A 15,545-nucleotide genomic window follows, 5' to 3' on the forward strand; every position below is an offset into this window, starting at 1 on the left:
TCTTATTATTGGTGGGGGTGGAGCGTTTAAAGAAATTCTTATTGATGGAGGGGTAGGAGACTATATCGCTAAGCTATTTGAGGGATCTTCGATTTCACCCATCTTACTTGCCTGGACTGTGGCAGCGCTATTACGTATTGCTTTAGGGTCTGGTACTGTTGCAACCTTATCAACGGCAGGGTTAATTATTCCCATTCTTAGTCAAACATCTGATGTCAACTTGGTTCTAGTGACACTTGCAACTGGAGCTGGTAGTTGTATGGCATCACATGTAAATGACGCCGCATTCTGGATAGTTAAAGAGTATATGGGAATGAGCATGAAAGAAACATTTGCAACCTACAGTGTTATTTCGAGTATTATATCCGTAGTTGGATTAGGGTTTATTATGTTACTAGACTTATTTTTCTAAATATGAAAGAGTGAATAAAATTCAATAGGTTTCTTTTCTTTTAATACAAGGAGTATTGTTATTGACTCATCCCTCTGTCATTCAATAATAAATACTCCAAGAGGTGGTGTGTATACTTACTCCTTTGTGTTAAAAATGGAGAGAAATCAACTTGAATGCAGAAAATTATTATAACCCTAGTTTACAATTACTAAAAAATTGTATAATATACATATAGTTAACTAAGTAGACAAGAAGACAACTTTAATGAGATAGTTAATTGACGATTTAATGTATTTTCTTCCCTCTTAAAGCAAGAGAGTGCGATATGGTGATTACTTTTAGAGTGTAATGAATAAAAAATAATGGAGAGAAGTGGTTAATATTAGATTTAATCGAGTTTCTAGTAATAAATTATATATCCAAATTTATCAACAAGTTCTTTCAGAGATCCAATCAGGGGCATTTAAAGTAGGAGATAAGCTTCCTGCTGAAAGAGAACTCTGTGAGCAATTCGGGGTTAGTCGTGCTCCAGTTAGGCAGGCTTTAAGTGCCTTAGAATTAAACGGCTATATTTATTCACGTCAAGGGGAAGGTGTTTATGTAAAAAACCATCAATCAGCTTCCGAGGACCAACATTCAGCTATTATATTAGAAGCTGTATCGCCAGAAGATATTGTTGAGGCAAGAATGAATATTGAGCCTCTTATTGTAAAGTTTGCAGCATTAAGAGCTACTGATGACGATATTAAAGCACTGCAAGAGACTATAAATAAGATGGAAGAAGAAACAAAGTCTGGAGTATACGTACCTGAAACAGATGAAAAATTACACAATCAAATCGCCATTGCTTCTCATAATGATTTATTTATCAAATTTATGTCAGCTATTAGCACAGCAATGAAACAACAAGAGATGTGGCACTTCATTCGAGATCGAACTGTTACTCGACCAGACTATAGAGATGTGAATTTTAAAGAACATCAATTATTAATTAAAGCTATAGGGGATCATAATGAAAAAGAGGCAATAGAGCTAATGACTAACCATATGGAAAATTTGTATGAGCGATATTGGAAAGCTTAACATTCTAAGATTCTTCTGATTGTTTTATGAACCTTTAACATGTGTCTAGTTATTTTAGTATACATTAACTACCTTAGAGTTGAGATACTTTACTAATTCCAATGCGGAGACCTTGTTCTGGTCAAAGCATTGTTATAAAGTTTAAAGGCTGGCGATGTTTATCGGCAGTCCTATTATCGTGTGATTTTTATGATTTATAGCAAAAAGCCATAGGAAGGTTAAAATAACAGAGACTTCATACTCTAAACAGTAGAGGAGCCTAGCTCATGATTGATAGTTGAGCTAGGAGTTTTTATTTAGAATTAAGGAGTTATACAATGGAATTAATTTTTGAAGAGATGATATGTACCTCCATGCACATGACTTCTTGAGGAGAGGTTGCCTAATGGCAACCTCTTTTTACATATTTGGAGGGAAGTATGACTTCCTATTTGAGAGGAAAGAAACTTTTCATTTATATTCATTTCATCTTACTTTTTATTGCGCTGCTTTTACAGCTTCAATCGCTGCCTCATAGTTAGGGTGATCTGTTGCTTCATTTACATATTCAACATATGTAACCTTATTATTAGAATCAAGCACAAATACGGCACGTGCTAATAAACGCAATTCTTTAATATGGACGCCATACGCTTCACCGAATGAGAGGGTACGATGGTCGGAAAATGTATGTACATTTTCAAGTCCATTTGAAGCGCACCATCTTTCTTGGGCAAATGGTAGATCAACGCTAATTGTTAAAACTTCCACATTGCTTATAGTTGAAGCATCTTCGTTAAAACGGCGTGTTTGAGCGTCACAAACTCCTGTGTCGATAGAAGGCACTACTGAAATTAAGCGAACCTTACCTTTGGAATCCTCAAGGGTTACTGGAGTTAATTCATTATTGAGAACAGTGAAATCAGGTGCTGTATCCCCAACTTTTACCTCGTTCCCTAATAACGTAACAGGTTTGTTTAAGAATGTAATCGATGCCATTTCAAATTCCTCCTTAGGATTTATGTAGATTATAAATATAGTAATCTAACAAATTTAGCGATGAACAATAAAGATAATAAATTTAAATAGAATAAATTATATTTATTGACATCTACACATATTATAAGTAATCTATGTATATAAGTCAACTTAGTAGACAAGTATACAAATTAACAATTAACAACTAAGTGTACTTTCTATCCAGAAGTTGCAATCGCTATCATTAAATAGAAAGAAGTAAATTTAGTATGAATTAGCACCTAACAGACAAAGGTCTCAATTATTAGAAACGGGAAAGTGAGGGAACAGCTATGAATAAACTCGGCATCTTAACAAGTGGAGGAGATGCTCCAGGAATGAATGCTGCTATACGAGCTGTTGTTATAGCTGCACAACAAAAGAATATAGAGACAATGGGAATAAAAGGTGGGTACCAAGGTTTGATCGATAGAAATATTGATAGGTTAACTCCTTTTGATGTTGATGGGATTGCAGATAAGGGGGGAACTATATTAAAAACTTCTAGATGCCTAGCGTTTATGGAAGAGGAAGGAAGAAAAAAGGCTGTAAGAGTACTAAAGGAATTCGGTATAACCTTTTTAGTCGTTATAGGTGGTGATGGTTCCTTTAAAGGAGCAGAAAAATTACATCATTTAGGTATCAATGTGATAAGTATACCTGGAACGATCGATAACGACTTTGCTTATACAGATTATTCAATAGGATTTGATACAGCTTTAAATACTATATTGGATTCTATTAGTAAAATTAAAGATACGGATTTTTCACATGATAAAACAACAATTATTGAAGTTATGGGAAGATATTGTGGGGATTTAGCTACTTATTCAGCGCTGGCTGGGGAAGGGGAAATTATCTCTATCCCAGAAAGAAAATTAGATTTCGATACAATTTGTTCACAAATACATTCAAAGATGACCAGTGGCAAACAGGACAACTTAATTATTATTACGGAAAAGATGTATGATATCGAAGAACTAAAAAAGTATATTGAGGAAAGTCTACAGATTAGTGTAAGAACTTCTGTATTAGGTTTTATACAAAGGGGAGGAAGTCCATCAGCTTTTGATAGGATATTAGCAAGTAGGATGGGCGTTAAAGCGGTAGAATTGTTAACTGAGGGATATTCCGGCCTTGCGGTTGGTATTAAAGAAAATAAAATAATAAGCATAGAACTTGAAAATGTAAACAATATACGGTTTGATCATCATGAAAAACTTGGATTGTTAGATACATTTAGCACCTTTAACAAAGGAGGCCAAGTTTTAAGATAGCTCAATAACTAACTAAAGTTCATTATGATATCTTAGTTCCCACTTATGATCTTACTCATAAAGTTTCTAATAAAACTAAAAAAGCCACACCGTGTTGAGAAAAGAGTTTTAGTTAATTTAATGATATTTATACAAATATATAATAAAAGTAGAATTCATTCACCATAGCATGGCAGACAAGTACACAAGTTATTTACTATATAAAAAGGAGAATGAGAAATGGGTACACTAATTTGTCAGGAATGTAATTCAACAGTTGATCATTTTGAAGATAAAAAGGTAAGCGTTTTTTTTACTACGTGTCAGTGCTGTAAAAAAAGAATGCTAGTACTTTAGAAAAGTAATTTTAAATGAACTTTTATAACAGTTATATAAGAATAGGAGTGGAAGAAAATGAAGGTAGCTATTGCATCTGATCATGGTGGTATTACGATTCGGAACGAAATTATCTCGTTAATGAAAGAGATGAATATTGAATATGAGGATTTAGGATGTGAATGTAACATGTCAGTTGATTATCCAGATTATGCAATTCCAGTAGCAGAAAAAGTGACTAGAGGAGAAGTAGATTGTGGAATTTTAATTTGCGGTACTGGCATTGGGATGAGTATTGCAGCAAATAAAGTAATGGGAGTTCGTTGTGCCCTTGTACATGATCTATTTAGTGCTAAAGCGACAAGAGAACATAATGATTCAAATATATTATCAATGGGAGAACGTGTTATCGGTCCAGGACTTGCACGTGAAATTGCAAAAGTATGGCTAACAACACCTTTTGAAGGTGGTAGACATGAGAAACGTATTAATAAAGTAAAGATATATGAAGAAAAAGAATTGTACGCATGATTGTTTCATAAATAAAAAACGGCAAACAAATACTTTTGAAACCAGAAATAAATCTAAATTTTTCTGGTTTTTTTAATTGTATACGAAGGACAAACTGATTTAACATAAAACAAGTTTAAGGAAATGAAAAAAGCACAAACTCGTTCAGTGACAATAAATTTCTGCTTTCTCCTTAAATATAATTTTTTTGTGTTTATAGAACATTAGAAAGGTTGAATTTTTAAAATAGAGTATAAAAAATCCAGTGTTTTAAAACAATAGGTAAAGGATAGTCAATTCAAAATATTTGATTAAATAAATTAAAAGAGTTACTATTAGTAACAAAGTTATTTATAAGTGCTAAGTTCACTAATAAATTATTTTACATCAATAAAATAGAGGAAAAGATGACTTACACTGCTATGTATTTTTAATTCGAGATAACTTAAATGAAGGTAATTTAAGTTATCTAAAAAGTACTGCATTATTTCCTACACTAATGGTAAAGGAAGGGAAAGCAAATGAGTAATCGTTTTGACGGGAAAGTAATATTAATTACAGGTGCAGGATCTGGTTTAGGCCGAGCCTCTGCTTTACAGGTAGCAAAAGAAGGTGCAAATCTTTCGCTTGTTGATTTAAACACTGCTTCATTAGAAGAAACAAAAAGTAAAGTATTAGAATGCACCAAATGCAGAAGTATTACTTATTACGGCGAACGTGACGGATGAAAAAGCAGTTGAACAGTATGTAAATGAAACAGTTGAGAAATTTGAAAAAATCGATGGTTTCTCTAATAATGCAGGGATCGAAGGGAAACAAAGTCTGACAGAGGATTTTGGAATTGATGAATTTCAAAAAGTAGTGAATATCAACTTAAATGGTGTGTTTTATGGTTTAAAATACGTATTGAAAGTCATGAGAAAACAAGGGTTTGGCTCTATTGTTAATAGTGCTTCTGTTGGTGGTATTCGTGGAATAGGAAATCAATCGGGTTATGCGGCTAGTAAACATGGTGTGGTCGGCTTAACAAGAAATTCTGGAATAGAATACGGTCAATATGGAATCAGCATCAAAGCCATTGCCCCAGGCGCCATCATGACACCAATGGTTGAAGCTTCATTAAAACAAATTGATCAAGATAACTGGGAAGAAGTGGGGAAACAATTTGTTGAACCAAACCCAATGAAACGTTTTGGTAAACCAGAAGAGGTGGGTTATTTGGTAGCATTCCTCCTCTCTGATCAATCTAGATTTATTAACGCAGTTGTTATTCCAATCGATGGTGGACAATCTTATAAATATTAAAAGAAAGAGACTTGTTTCTTTATTCCATTATATGAACAAAAAGGAGCGTTATTATTATATTATTTGAAGACAAAGTAGTATTAATAACTGGAGGAGCTGGTGGCATTGGTATTGCTGCTGCGAAAGCATTTGCAAAAGAAGGAGCAAAATTAGCTTTAGTAGACCTGAAGCGGGAGCCACTAGAAAAGGCAGCTGAGTCTGTGGATGCAAGAGACATTTTATTACTTACAGCTAACGTCTCAATTGAAGATGAAGTGAAGGAATATGTTCAAAAGACGAAAGATTATTATGGGAAAATTGACGTTTTCATCAATAATGCTGGTATTAATGGAGAATTTAAAGATATAACAGAGCAAACAGAAGAAAACTTCCAAAATGTATTTGGAGTTAACGTAATGGGTGTATTCTTTGGTTTAAAATATGTCCTTCAATTGATGAAAGAACAAAAGAGTGGTGCAGTTGTTAATACAGCTTCTAACGGTGGTTTACTAGGGGCTCCAGGAATGAGCGCATATGTGGCATCTAAACATGCTGTCATCGGATTAAATAAAACAGCTGCACTTGAAATGGCGGAATATGGAGTTCGTGTGAACGCTGTGGCTCCATCAGGTGTAAATACAGAAATGATGAGAAGTATAGAGAAGAATGCTATGGGCGAAAAGGCAGCAGAAGCAAGAAAAGCATTTGAAGCATCAGTCCCTATGAATCGATACGCAACTGCAGAAGAAATTGCAGATTTAATGGTATTTTTATCTTCAGAAAAAGCATCATTTACGAGTGGATCTTATTATAGAATAGATGGCGGACAAGGAGCTACATCCGTTTAATCTATCTCCTATTATATAGATAATAAAAAAGAATCTATTTTAAAATAGATTCTTTTTTATTTCAATCTTGTATTGTTTCGAGAAACGGGCAAGCAAATCAAACGATATCATCATAAGAATGAATTATTTTTAAACCCTTTTAAATTGAAAAATATACCTTACACGATAGAGTTCTTCAGCATTTGAAGGCTCAAGAGGAAGGGCATCAAAATGAACAGAATAGGATCCTTTTGGTATGTCAAAAAATAATCCCTTTTGGCCGACGCTTGAAATCATAATTCCATCTTCTAGCACTTCAAAAGGAAGTGAAAAGGAACGGACCGATTCTTTGATTGTTTTATACTCATTGATAACTCTAACACTCACTTCACACGTTGTATTAGACAATGTTTCAATGGAAAGTATTCCGTTTTGGCTGATATATCCCCGTTTAAGATCTACTTCTTTCCATTCCAGATAAGGTTCTTTTATTCTATTATGACATAGCACGAGCTGTGAATAAGAAACCGTTAATTCCTCTATAGGCCATGAATTCCTCAACGTATAATACTCCCTCTCAATATAGTAAAATCTTAGTTTAAAATGAATTTAACACGAGTCCCATCTGGGAAATCTTCAATGGCATTGCCGACCCATGCTCCTGAACCACGATTATCAGAGGAGGGAACATATCTTACACTTGCACCAGCACCTCCTTCTTCACATACGGCCATTGGCCATTCATCACGGTCGTAACCTGATTTTGTTGGGATTCCTGCTAAAGATTCTTTTCGATTAGCATCTGCACCATCACGATCGATTGTACAAACTGAAGGGTGACCAGCAGCTATAGCATCACTGATATGATCGGCAGTTAACGGATAGCGTTCAGTAGGAAAATTTAACACTTCATCATACGAACTGTAGGCTACAGCCTTAGGTTCATTCTCTGAAAATGAGATTCCAAAAGATCCAACAACAAGAGATCCAAGAGCTAAAGTACTTAATGCCATTTTTTTTAAGGTGCTTTTCATAAAATAACCCTCCATTTGATTGTTTTAGTAATATTATCAATTATTAATATAATGGAAGGATATTAAATTCCAGTTACAAGGTTGTAAAAAATGAATTTTATTAAAATCCCTAATACTCATCAATGAACTTAGTCACGTCATCCCTAAAAATGAATAGAAGAAAAAATAAAACCAGTTATTTATCTAATTTTCACATTATTGGAAGGTATTCTATTTATAGTTTTGAATAATATTAAAGAGGTATTCTAAAAAATGGAGGGATAAACATGATGAGAAAAATGGTGAAAACAGGAACCGCTACAGCATTAGCTTTATCTCTATTGGTAGTACCGTCACTCTATGATTCTGTTAAAGCTGATGGTAACAGGACCGATGTAAATCAACATCCTGAACTTTTAAAAATTGAGAGTTTAACAAACTACGATGAAATGTCTAGATTTCTCGAGAACGTTGATCGAAAATCAGAACACGTTAATGTAGAAGAGATTGGCGAATCTGTAAAAGGACGTAAACTTCATCTTGTGAAAATAGGGGATAATCTAAATGACCCAAATAAACCAACAATATTATTTTTAACCCAACAGCATGGAAATGAACCATTAGGTACAGAATCTGCCCTTAGAGTGATTTGTCAGTTATCAACCGATAGCAAGAAAGTGAGAAGCTTAATTGATAAGGTAAATATTCTCGTTGTACCACGCTTAAATCTTGATGGTGCAGAAGGGGATGTGGATTGGGATAGTTCTCATTTGTATAGAGGGGGGCTGCAGACTCGTAATAATGCTAATGGTATTAATTTAAACCGGACCCATAATTCATTATCCCAACCAGAAACAAAGGCATTGCACGAAAATGTACTTCAACAGTATGACATTGATTATGCCATTGATTTTCATCATCAAATTGCGAATCGGGCTACTGATGATGGAGAGCTTGTTTCCGGTGCAATGCTTTATCCGACAAATGACGGCGTAAAGGATGAAGTTCTCGAAAGTTCAAAAAAACTAGGATCTGTTGTGTATAAAGCAATAGAGCCAAAGAAATACAGTAATTTAGCACGTTATCATAGTGATAGTACGTCGACCTCCATTGCCAGAAATAACTTTGCGGCGCGTTACGACATTCCAACCCTTCTTTTTGAAAATAGAGGACTTTCTGATTCGCCAAATAGATCTGCTATTTTAGAACAAAAAGATAAGGAGTATTTAATTAAACAAGGGGAAGTAGCGATGATGGCTGCCATTGAAGCGGTAGCTGACCGTTCTATTGAAACGGCTGATACAAGTATCTGGGACTCCCTGCCGGAACAACATACTGTAGAGACGGAGCTTCAAGAAAGTGAATAACTGCATCACATTTTCTTCCCAGCGATAAGTGAATAACCCAAGAATCCCCACTGATGTGTGGAATATATTATTGGAAATGAAAGAGAAAGAGGTTGGTCGTCTTTTAGGCACCTAACCCCTTTCATTTTTTAAGAGGGGATTAACTCCAAAGATCTTCACATTCTGAACAAATATGCTTCTGTGTCTATTAGTACCCCTAAAATACTATTCTTTAATTACTCCTAGTTTTTAAAATAAAGTTTGATTAAAAACGTTTAGCATCATCACTTCGCTTTTTCTGTTCCTTTAGCTATACTTTTATGGACGGATTATTAATTTGTAGAAAAATAAAAAGAACTTTAAAAAGTACTTTTCTTATTACTTATCGTTAATTGCACAACTTCCTCTATCATCCTTTTTTGTATAAAAGAGAGAGAATCGAACATTCTAATTACTATTAATAGAGGTAGGTGTATAAAATGGATACGATGAGAATTATTCAATATGTATGCAGCATTTCAGGTGTTATTCTTTTAGGATTCACCTATTATCACATTCTAAAAAAAGAAAGTAAGACAAAAAATAAAAATAAAACATAATCGTAAAAAAGCCATGATGAGAATCATGGCTTTTTTGAATTTAATCTGTATGAAGGGGGAGTGTAATTGTAAACGATGTTCCTTCATTAGAGGAAGCTTGTAAAAATAAGTCTCCATTCATAGCTCGTGCTAACATTTGACTAAAGGGAAGACCAAGCCCTAATCCACGGACTTCGTATTTTTTCTTTTCTCCTCTAAAAAATCGATCAAATATAAAAGGTTGTTCTTCTTCAGAAATAGGAGGTCCGTTATTTGTAACTGTAATAAGTAGTTGTGTTAAGCTTTCTGAACACTCTATTGTAATATGACCGTTTTCCTTCATCGCATGTTTAGCATTGTTTAAAAGATTGGTCATAATTTGTTGAAAGCGCATTGGATCTACATCAACAAGTATAGATTTGTTGGTTGCATTGATATCATATGAAAGAGCTTCATTTCCTTGCGCAAGATGCCATTGATACGTGATTTCTTTAACTAAATCAAGAGCATCGTGAGTTTCAATGTTAATAGGAATAGCTTGAGCTGTAAAAGCATTAAAATCTAACAAATCTCCAATCATATTTTGAAGTTTACTTGTTTCCTTTACAGAAATGTCTAGAAACTCTTTTGCTTCTTCTCCTGTTACAACATCGTCTTTAACAGCTTGAAGAAGCCCACTTATTGAAGTGACGGGCGTTTTTAATTCATGAGTTACACCTGCAAGAAGTTCAGCACGCAAAGACTCAAGACGTTCAAGCTTTTGGGCCATTTCTTTAAAAGAGTGAATAAGCTCATACATTTCCTGCTGTGGTACGTTCTCAGATAAATTTACGTCATAAAGTCCTGCTTCAATACGTTTGGCTGCTTTCGACACATCTTGAATAGGGGAGGTTAACTTTCGTGATAAAAAGTAAATAGCCCCCCAGCCTAGAAGTCCAAGGCTAATAATCATAATAAGTAAAAGACTATATTCTTGGTGAACTTCGGTTAATTCTTTTTCAGGCTGAACAACAAGAACCCATCCTTTTTCTCCATTTTCCATTTCAATAGCTGATTTTACAACATAGATATCGTATGGAGGAGAATTAAGACGAAACTTTTTAACCGTATCTTTACTGCTAAAAAAAGACGATGACACAAAGCTGTTTATAACTCCAGGTGAACGAACATTTGAGAAAATGACTTTTCCATTTTCATTGACAATGTAAAGAGAAGGTTCTTTCTTGGAATTAAGAATTTTGCTGCGATCCTCCAAAATATTAGGAAAGATTTTCAGAGGGCCATCGATATCATTTGCAACGCTGTTTTCCATCCGATCCGCAATTTCTTCTGCCATATATTTGTTTAGATTTAAATTATTTTCAAGTGTTGAATGACGAATCCACAGAACGCTCATAATCAAGATAATAGCAAGACCAATAACGAGTGTTAAAGCATAACGAGTTGTCCAATAGCGAAGAAGCGATGAGCGTTTAGCTTGTTGTGTATACACAAAATTGATACCCCAATCCTCGTAGTGTCTTAATTTCTCCTTCATCAGTGTTCCAGTTTTCTAATGCTCGACGAAGACGCTTAACAGATAAATCAACGGCTCTGTCACTTCCTTCGTAATCTATCCCCCATACTTGATCAATAAGCTGATCTCTTGTAAATGTTTGGTTAGGATGTTGAGCAAGGAAAAAAAGTAAAGATAAATCTCTTCTCGTTAGTTCCACAGAGACTCCATTTAACGTTACTGTATGTGATTTAAAGTCTAGTTTTAAATTACCAAAATATTGGCTGTCTTCGCTATTAAGCGTACCAACAGAGCGACGTAAAACGGCTTGAACTCTCGCAACAACTTCATCAGCTACAAAAGGTTTTGAAATATAATCGTCTGCACCTCCATTAAGACCTGATAGACGATATTGCACATCGCTTAGTGCTGTTAACATAATGACAGGTGTAGCGCTTTTGGCGCGTATTTCTTTTAAAATGTGCCATCCGTCATAATCAGGGAGCATCACGTCTAATAAAACGAGCTGAAAAATTTGCTCGTCAAATTTATCAAAAGCTTCTTGCCCTGTGAAGGCTTGTTCAATACTGTAACCGGCTTTCTTTAAATAAACGGAAAGAATTCGGCTTATCGTTTGTTCATCTTCTACAATTAAAATTTTTTGCATGATTCTCACTTCCTTGAAAGTCTACTTCTATTATAGCGAATAAGTAAAGCTTGAGAATAGCTTTACTTATTCATGATATGGAAAAAAGACTCTCGCACAACTTCGAGGAAATAAATCAAGCTCTTTTAATTTATGTGGATGCCTTCTTACAATTTCTTTTAAAAGTTCACGTTCGTTTTTATTTTCAACATTTATGTCAAGGAGAATAGCTGCGCGCTTTATTTTTTGACATCGAATTTCTTCTTCAAGAGTTTCTAATGGTTTTTCTTCTACTGAAATACGAAGCTCACTCGCTTCTTGTAGGATCATTTGTTGGCGCACTAATTTTGAAAGAGTTAGAAAATCTAGATTTTCAGGCGAGATTCCTACTTTTTGTGCTTCAGTTTCTAAATGAAGAGCATAAAGACGATGAGAAATTTCATTTTTGCTTTTTCCGCTTGTTTCAATACCGGCATTTTGTGCTTTTTGATATAGATGTTTGTGACGAATCTGATTGCGAAGCTGGGTGAATGTTCGCTTTTCTGTTGATATACCGAGTTTTTTAGCCTGTCTCATTAGTTTTTTAACTCGTGCATGCTGTAAAAGAGCTTGATCTTTTTTAGCTCTGTTTCTTTTCCATCTTTCTAAAAAGGCTTGTATATGAGAATGGACAGGGTCCTGAATTAGCGTTTCTTGATCATAACGATGTTTGTTTGAATGGTTTTCAAGTGATTCGTTCCATACGGATGTCATGTTATCTCCTCCTTATTTCTCGTAAGCGTTTCTTTTACTTTATCTTAGAAATATGTCAAGAAGATGTCCTAAGCTAAAAAGTCATATTCTCTCAGTTTGAAAAAGTACATAATAGGCTATGGTAACAATACGAAGTGGCGTTTATAGAGAGGAAGAAAAATATGAAAAAAATTCGACAGTTTTTATTTTTTCTAGGTATGATCGTTTCTTTTATAGTTGTGGTGGCAACAAACTATTCGTTAAATATAAAAATTGTATTTGGTCTAATCTACATAATTATTGTGCTTTCCATTTGTGGGGGGATTATGCTTGAAAATCGTTCTCCTTACAAAACGCTTCTTTGGATGTATGCTATTATCTTTTTCCCTCTTGTGGGATATGTTTTTTTTATTTATTCTGGACAGCTTGAAGTAAAAGGGCATTTGTTTAAAAGAAAGCGAGAAAAACATATTGAGATGATGAAGAAAATGATTCACTGCAGACCGTCTGAGCTATCACAAGGATTCAATGAAAAAGAAAAATCGTTTGCAGATTTAGTGGAAACGCTAAGTCAACACCCTCTAAGCTGCTATTCTCAAACAGAAGTGTTGAAAAATGGAGATGAGACTTTTCCAGCTATTCGAGAAGAGCTAAGGAAAGCTCGGGAGTATATTCACCTTGGATACTATACGTTGAGAGATGACAAAGTTGGGATGAGTATTATCGACATTCTTTGTGAAAAAGCTAAAAACGGGTGTGAAGTCCTTGTTTATCACGACTATATCGGCAGTTCTCTTTCAAGAAGGACGATTAATAAGATGAGAGAATGTGGTGTGCGTGTACATGGCTTCTTGCCGCTTCGTCGAAGTTTTTTTAATCAAAAGCTTAATTTTCGAAATCATCGTAAAATCATTGTAATTGATGGGAAAGTAGGATTTGTAGGCGGAATGAATATTGGAGATGAGTATATAGGAGAAGGAAAGAGATTTTCATTTTGGCGTGATACCCATCTGAAAGTAAAAGGAGAGGTTGTGCAAACTCTTCAAGCTGCTTTTTTATCAGATTGGTTTTATATAACAGGAGAAGAGCTTCCATTTTCTAAGTATAAAGCAAAAGAATTACAAAATGGGGATGGTGGCATACAAGTTGTAACAAGCGGTCCTGATTCAAGTCAAAGTGTAATGAGTGATTTGTATCACGCAATGGTAACATCAGCAAAGGAATCTATTATTATTGCAACTCCATATTTTGTCCCAAACAAGGATATTCGTACGGCACTGAAAATTGCGGCTGTTCGTGGAGTAGATATTAAAATTATGGTACCGCGTAAAAATGATGGTTTTTTAACTCAGTATGGAACAAACTCTTATTTTGGAGAGATGTTAAACGAAAATATAAATATATATCAATATGAAAAAGGATTTATGCATCATAAAATTCTTATTGTTGATGACAAAATTGCCTCTGTTGGCACAGCAAATGTAGATATTAGAAGTCTTCAGCTTAATTTTGAAATCAACGTATTTTTACTTCATAGTAAAACAATTCAACAGCTTATTCACAATTTTTATGAAGATATAAAGGATAGCCATAAAGTAGAAAAACAAGCGTATAGACATCGTTCTTTGTTAAAAAGATTGAAGGAATCATTTGCGCGTTTGTTTTCTCCGGTAATATAAAAAAAGAAAGAGGAGCTCCTCTTTCTTTTTTATATTCTTTGTCTTTTTTTCTTGATAGCGTAATATATCGGAAGCCCAATAATAGTGACACCAATAGAAAGCAGACATGATAAAGGTTTTGTCATAAGAGTACTAATTAATACAAAAAGCGAACCTATAATCGCAATGATTGGTAATATAGGATAAAGAGGTACGCTATATTCCCGTTTCTTCTTATTCTTCTTACGCAGTATAAAAACAGCGAAGAAAGCGAGCATATAAAACATATAAATAGTAAAAACAGCAAGATCTGATAGCTTATCTGGGTTGCTAGCAAACATGACAATAGAAGCTAAAATCATCTGCAGTAGAACGGAAATCCAAGGAGTTTGAAAGGAAGGATGAATTTTAGCTATACTTTTGGAAAATGGAAGCTGTCCACGTTCTGCCATTGCAAATGTTACACGCGGGAATGTTAAAATTTTTCCATTCAAACATCCAAAAATCGAAACGATAATGCCGATACTAATGATTTTTCCTCCGATATCTCCAAAAAGCATCGTAGCTGCCGTGCCTGTTGCATTTTCACCAAGCTTTACAATCTCTGTAGCTGGTAACACATGAAGAAGTGCAATATTCACAAAAAGGTAACATGCGGTCACAATAAGAAGGCCAGCTGTCATTGCTCGCGGCAGAAGTTTTGCGGGGTTTTTCATTTCTCCTCCCATTGAAGCAAGGAGAATCCACCCATCATAAGCAAAAAGCGTAGCTAAAATAGCAGCTCCTAAGTTCATATCCGTAAGCGCGCTGTCAACAGTTGAACCAATATTTTCGTTGCCTTTCCATAATCCAAAAACAATAATAAATACGATAGGAACTAATTTTCCGACTGTTGTGAGCGTTTGAACAAAGCCTCCATATTTTGTACCAACAATATTTACAATACATAAAAAAACAACTGTTATAACTCCAACAACACTTTCTAATGCTGAATTCCATGAAAAAAGATTTGTAAGCAAGGAACCAAAATACAATCCAAGCGCACCGATTACAGCAGGACCGTAAACAATGGTTTGAACCCATCCACATAAAAAGCCCCAAAGTTCACCGTATACTTCTTCAATATATGTATATAAACCACCTGTCTTTGGAATTTGCGAGCCAATTTCAGCAACTGTTAAGCCACCAGCAAGTGTTAAAATTCCGCCAAGAAACCAGGCGAGTAGAGCCATGTTTGCAGAACCCGAGTATGTTAAAACAGTGCCTGGCTTCATAAATACACCAGAGCCAATAATCGTACCAACAACAATAGATAATGCGAAAAATAAACCAACTTCTTTTTTTAATTCTTGATTTTGTGAATTCATAGATGCACTCCTAAGGAAGAGAAC

The 15,545-nt window shown here is 34.7% G+C and carries 14 protein-coding genes and 2 pseudogenes; 9 read left to right on the forward strand and 7 right to left on the reverse strand.

Going from position 1 to position 15,545, the window contains the following annotated elements; translation table 11 throughout:
- Positions 1-412, forward strand: a pseudogene (locus MOC86_RS21510) (gluconate permease); the annotation flags it as partial.
- 354 nt (positions 413-766) lie between these two features.
- A complete protein-coding gene (locus MOC86_RS21515) occupies positions 767-1,477 on the forward strand; it encodes a FadR/GntR family transcriptional regulator (RefSeq protein ID WP_268586027.1) in 711 nt (236 codons plus the stop codon).
- Positions 1,478-1,954: 477 nt separating this feature from the next.
- Here the strand turns inward: MOC86_RS21515 and tpx are convergent, their stop codons facing one another.
- The gene (tpx, locus tag MOC86_RS21520) at positions 1,955-2,455 is read right to left on the reverse strand and encodes a thiol peroxidase (protein ID WP_268586028.1); all 501 of its coding nucleotides are present in this window, start codon (positions 2,453-2,455) and stop codon (positions 1,955-1,957) included.
- A gap of 311 nt (positions 2,456-2,766) precedes the next feature.
- Between tpx and pfkA the strand changes: the two genes are divergently transcribed.
- The 5 genes and pseudogenes from pfkA (at position 2,767) to MOC86_RS21545 (ending at position 6,707) form a co-directional block, all read left to right on the forward strand.
- Positions 2,767-3,750 (forward strand): 6-phosphofructokinase, encoded by a 984-nt coding sequence (gene pfkA / locus MOC86_RS21525; protein ID WP_268586029.1) that lies wholly within the window; start codon positions 2,767-2,769, stop codon positions 3,748-3,750.
- A gap of 219 nt (positions 3,751-3,969) precedes the next feature.
- The gene (locus MOC86_RS21530) at positions 3,970-4,086 is read left to right on the forward strand and encodes a GapA-binding peptide SR1P (protein WP_268586030.1); all 117 of its coding nucleotides are present in this window, start codon (positions 3,970-3,972) and stop codon (positions 4,084-4,086) included.
- 57 nt (positions 4,087-4,143) lie between these two features.
- Positions 4,144-4,596: a ribose 5-phosphate isomerase B gene (gene rpiB, locus MOC86_RS21535; protein WP_268586031.1), complete on the forward strand. Its 453-nt coding sequence runs from the start codon at positions 4,144-4,146 to the stop codon at positions 4,594-4,596.
- Positions 4,597-5,096: 500 nt separating this feature from the next.
- Positions 5,097-5,880 (forward strand): annotated as a pseudogene (locus tag MOC86_RS21540) (SDR family oxidoreductase).
- Between the two features lie 56 nt (positions 5,881-5,936).
- Complete coding sequence (locus tag MOC86_RS21545; RefSeq protein ID WP_268586121.1) at positions 5,937-6,707, forward strand: SDR family NAD(P)-dependent oxidoreductase; 771 nt, start codon at positions 5,937-5,939, stop codon at positions 6,705-6,707.
- A gap of 129 nt (positions 6,708-6,836) precedes the next feature.
- Here MOC86_RS21545 and comJ read toward each other — a convergent pair whose 3' ends face one another.
- Both comJ and MOC86_RS21555 read right to left on the reverse strand, forming a co-directional pair.
- A complete protein-coding gene (gene comJ, locus MOC86_RS21550) occupies positions 6,837-7,247 on the reverse strand; it encodes a competence protein ComJ (protein ID WP_268586032.1) in 411 nt (136 codons plus the stop codon).
- A gap of 32 nt (positions 7,248-7,279) precedes the next feature.
- Complete coding sequence (locus MOC86_RS21555) at positions 7,280-7,720, reverse strand: NucA/NucB deoxyribonuclease domain-containing protein (protein WP_019392648.1); 441 nt, start codon at positions 7,718-7,720, stop codon at positions 7,280-7,282.
- Between the two features lie 266 nt (positions 7,721-7,986).
- On the opposite strand from MOC86_RS21555, the gene MOC86_RS21560 reads away from it, so the two are divergent.
- Entirely contained in the window at positions 7,987-9,066 is a 1,080-nt protein-coding gene (locus MOC86_RS21560) for a M14 family metallopeptidase (RefSeq protein ID WP_268586033.1), read from the forward strand.
- A 618-nt stretch (positions 9,067-9,684) separates the two neighbouring features.
- Here MOC86_RS21560 and MOC86_RS21565 read toward each other — a convergent pair.
- The 3 genes from MOC86_RS21565 to MOC86_RS21575 form a co-directional block, all read right to left on the reverse strand.
- Positions 9,685-11,115, reverse strand: coding sequence for a HAMP domain-containing sensor histidine kinase (locus MOC86_RS21565; protein ID WP_268586035.1), 1,431 nt, complete (start codon positions 11,113-11,115; stop codon positions 9,685-9,687).
- On the reverse strand, positions 11,096-11,785 hold the full coding sequence (locus MOC86_RS21570; RefSeq protein WP_268586036.1) for a response regulator transcription factor: 690 nt from the start codon (positions 11,783-11,785) through the stop codon (positions 11,096-11,098). Before MOC86_RS21570 ends, MOC86_RS21565 begins: the two co-directional genes overlap by 20 nt.
- Before the next feature lie 66 nt (positions 11,786-11,851).
- A complete protein-coding gene (locus MOC86_RS21575; protein WP_268586037.1) occupies positions 11,852-12,517 on the reverse strand; it encodes a hypothetical protein in 666 nt (221 codons plus the stop codon).
- A 161-nt stretch (positions 12,518-12,678) separates the two neighbouring features.
- Here MOC86_RS21575 and cls point away from each other — a divergent pair, with 161 nt between their 5' ends.
- A complete protein-coding gene (cls, locus tag MOC86_RS21580) occupies positions 12,679-14,175 on the forward strand; it encodes a cardiolipin synthase (RefSeq protein ID WP_268586038.1) in 1,497 nt (498 codons plus the stop codon).
- Between the two features lie 29 nt (positions 14,176-14,204).
- On the opposite strand, the gene MOC86_RS21585 is transcribed toward cls, so the two are convergent.
- Positions 14,205-15,521, reverse strand: a complete 1,317-nt coding sequence (locus tag MOC86_RS21585; RefSeq protein ID WP_268586039.1) for an APC family permease — start codon at positions 15,519-15,521, stop codon at positions 14,205-14,207.
- Positions 15,522-15,545: the final 24 nt, after the last annotated feature.

It is taken from the genome of Priestia endophytica (assembly GCF_026790145.1).
GTDB classification, from domain to species: domain Bacteria; phylum Bacillota; class Bacilli; order Bacillales; family Bacillaceae_H; genus Bacillus_I; species Bacillus_I endophytica_A.

What these genes read in the sequence shown, in the direction of transcription:
- tpx (WP_268586028.1), bottom strand. Translation starts at nt 2,455, where the DNA reads ATGGCATCGATTACATTCTTAAACAAACCTGTTACGTTATTAGGGAAC.
- MOC86_RS21570 (WP_268586036.1), bottom strand. Translation starts at nt 11,785, where the DNA reads ATGCAAAAAATTTTAATTGTAGAAGATGAACAAACGATAAGCCGAATT.
- MOC86_RS21575 (WP_268586037.1), bottom strand. Translation starts at nt 12,517, where the DNA reads ATGACATCCGTATGGAACGAATCACTTGAAAACCATTCAAACAAACAT.
- rpiB (WP_268586031.1), top strand. Translation starts at nt 4,144, where the DNA reads ATGAAGGTAGCTATTGCATCTGATCATGGTGGTATTACGATTCGGAAC.
- cls (WP_268586038.1), top strand. Translation starts at nt 12,679, where the DNA reads ATGAAAAAAATTCGACAGTTTTTATTTTTTCTAGGTATGATCGTTTCT.
- MOC86_RS21560 (WP_268586033.1), top strand. Translation starts at nt 7,987, where the DNA reads ATGATGAGAAAAATGGTGAAAACAGGAACCGCTACAGCATTAGCTTTA.
- pfkA (WP_268586029.1), top strand. Translation starts at nt 2,767, where the DNA reads ATGAATAAACTCGGCATCTTAACAAGTGGAGGAGATGCTCCAGGAATG.
- MOC86_RS21585 (WP_268586039.1), bottom strand. Translation starts at nt 15,521, where the DNA reads ATGAATTCACAAAATCAAGAATTAAAAAAAGAAGTTGGTTTATTTTTC.
- MOC86_RS21530 (WP_268586030.1), top strand. Translation starts at nt 3,970, where the DNA reads ATGGGTACACTAATTTGTCAGGAATGTAATTCAACAGTTGATCATTTT.
- MOC86_RS21555 (WP_019392648.1), bottom strand. Translation starts at nt 7,720, where the DNA reads ATGAAAAGCACCTTAAAAAAAATGGCATTAAGTACTTTAGCTCTTGGA.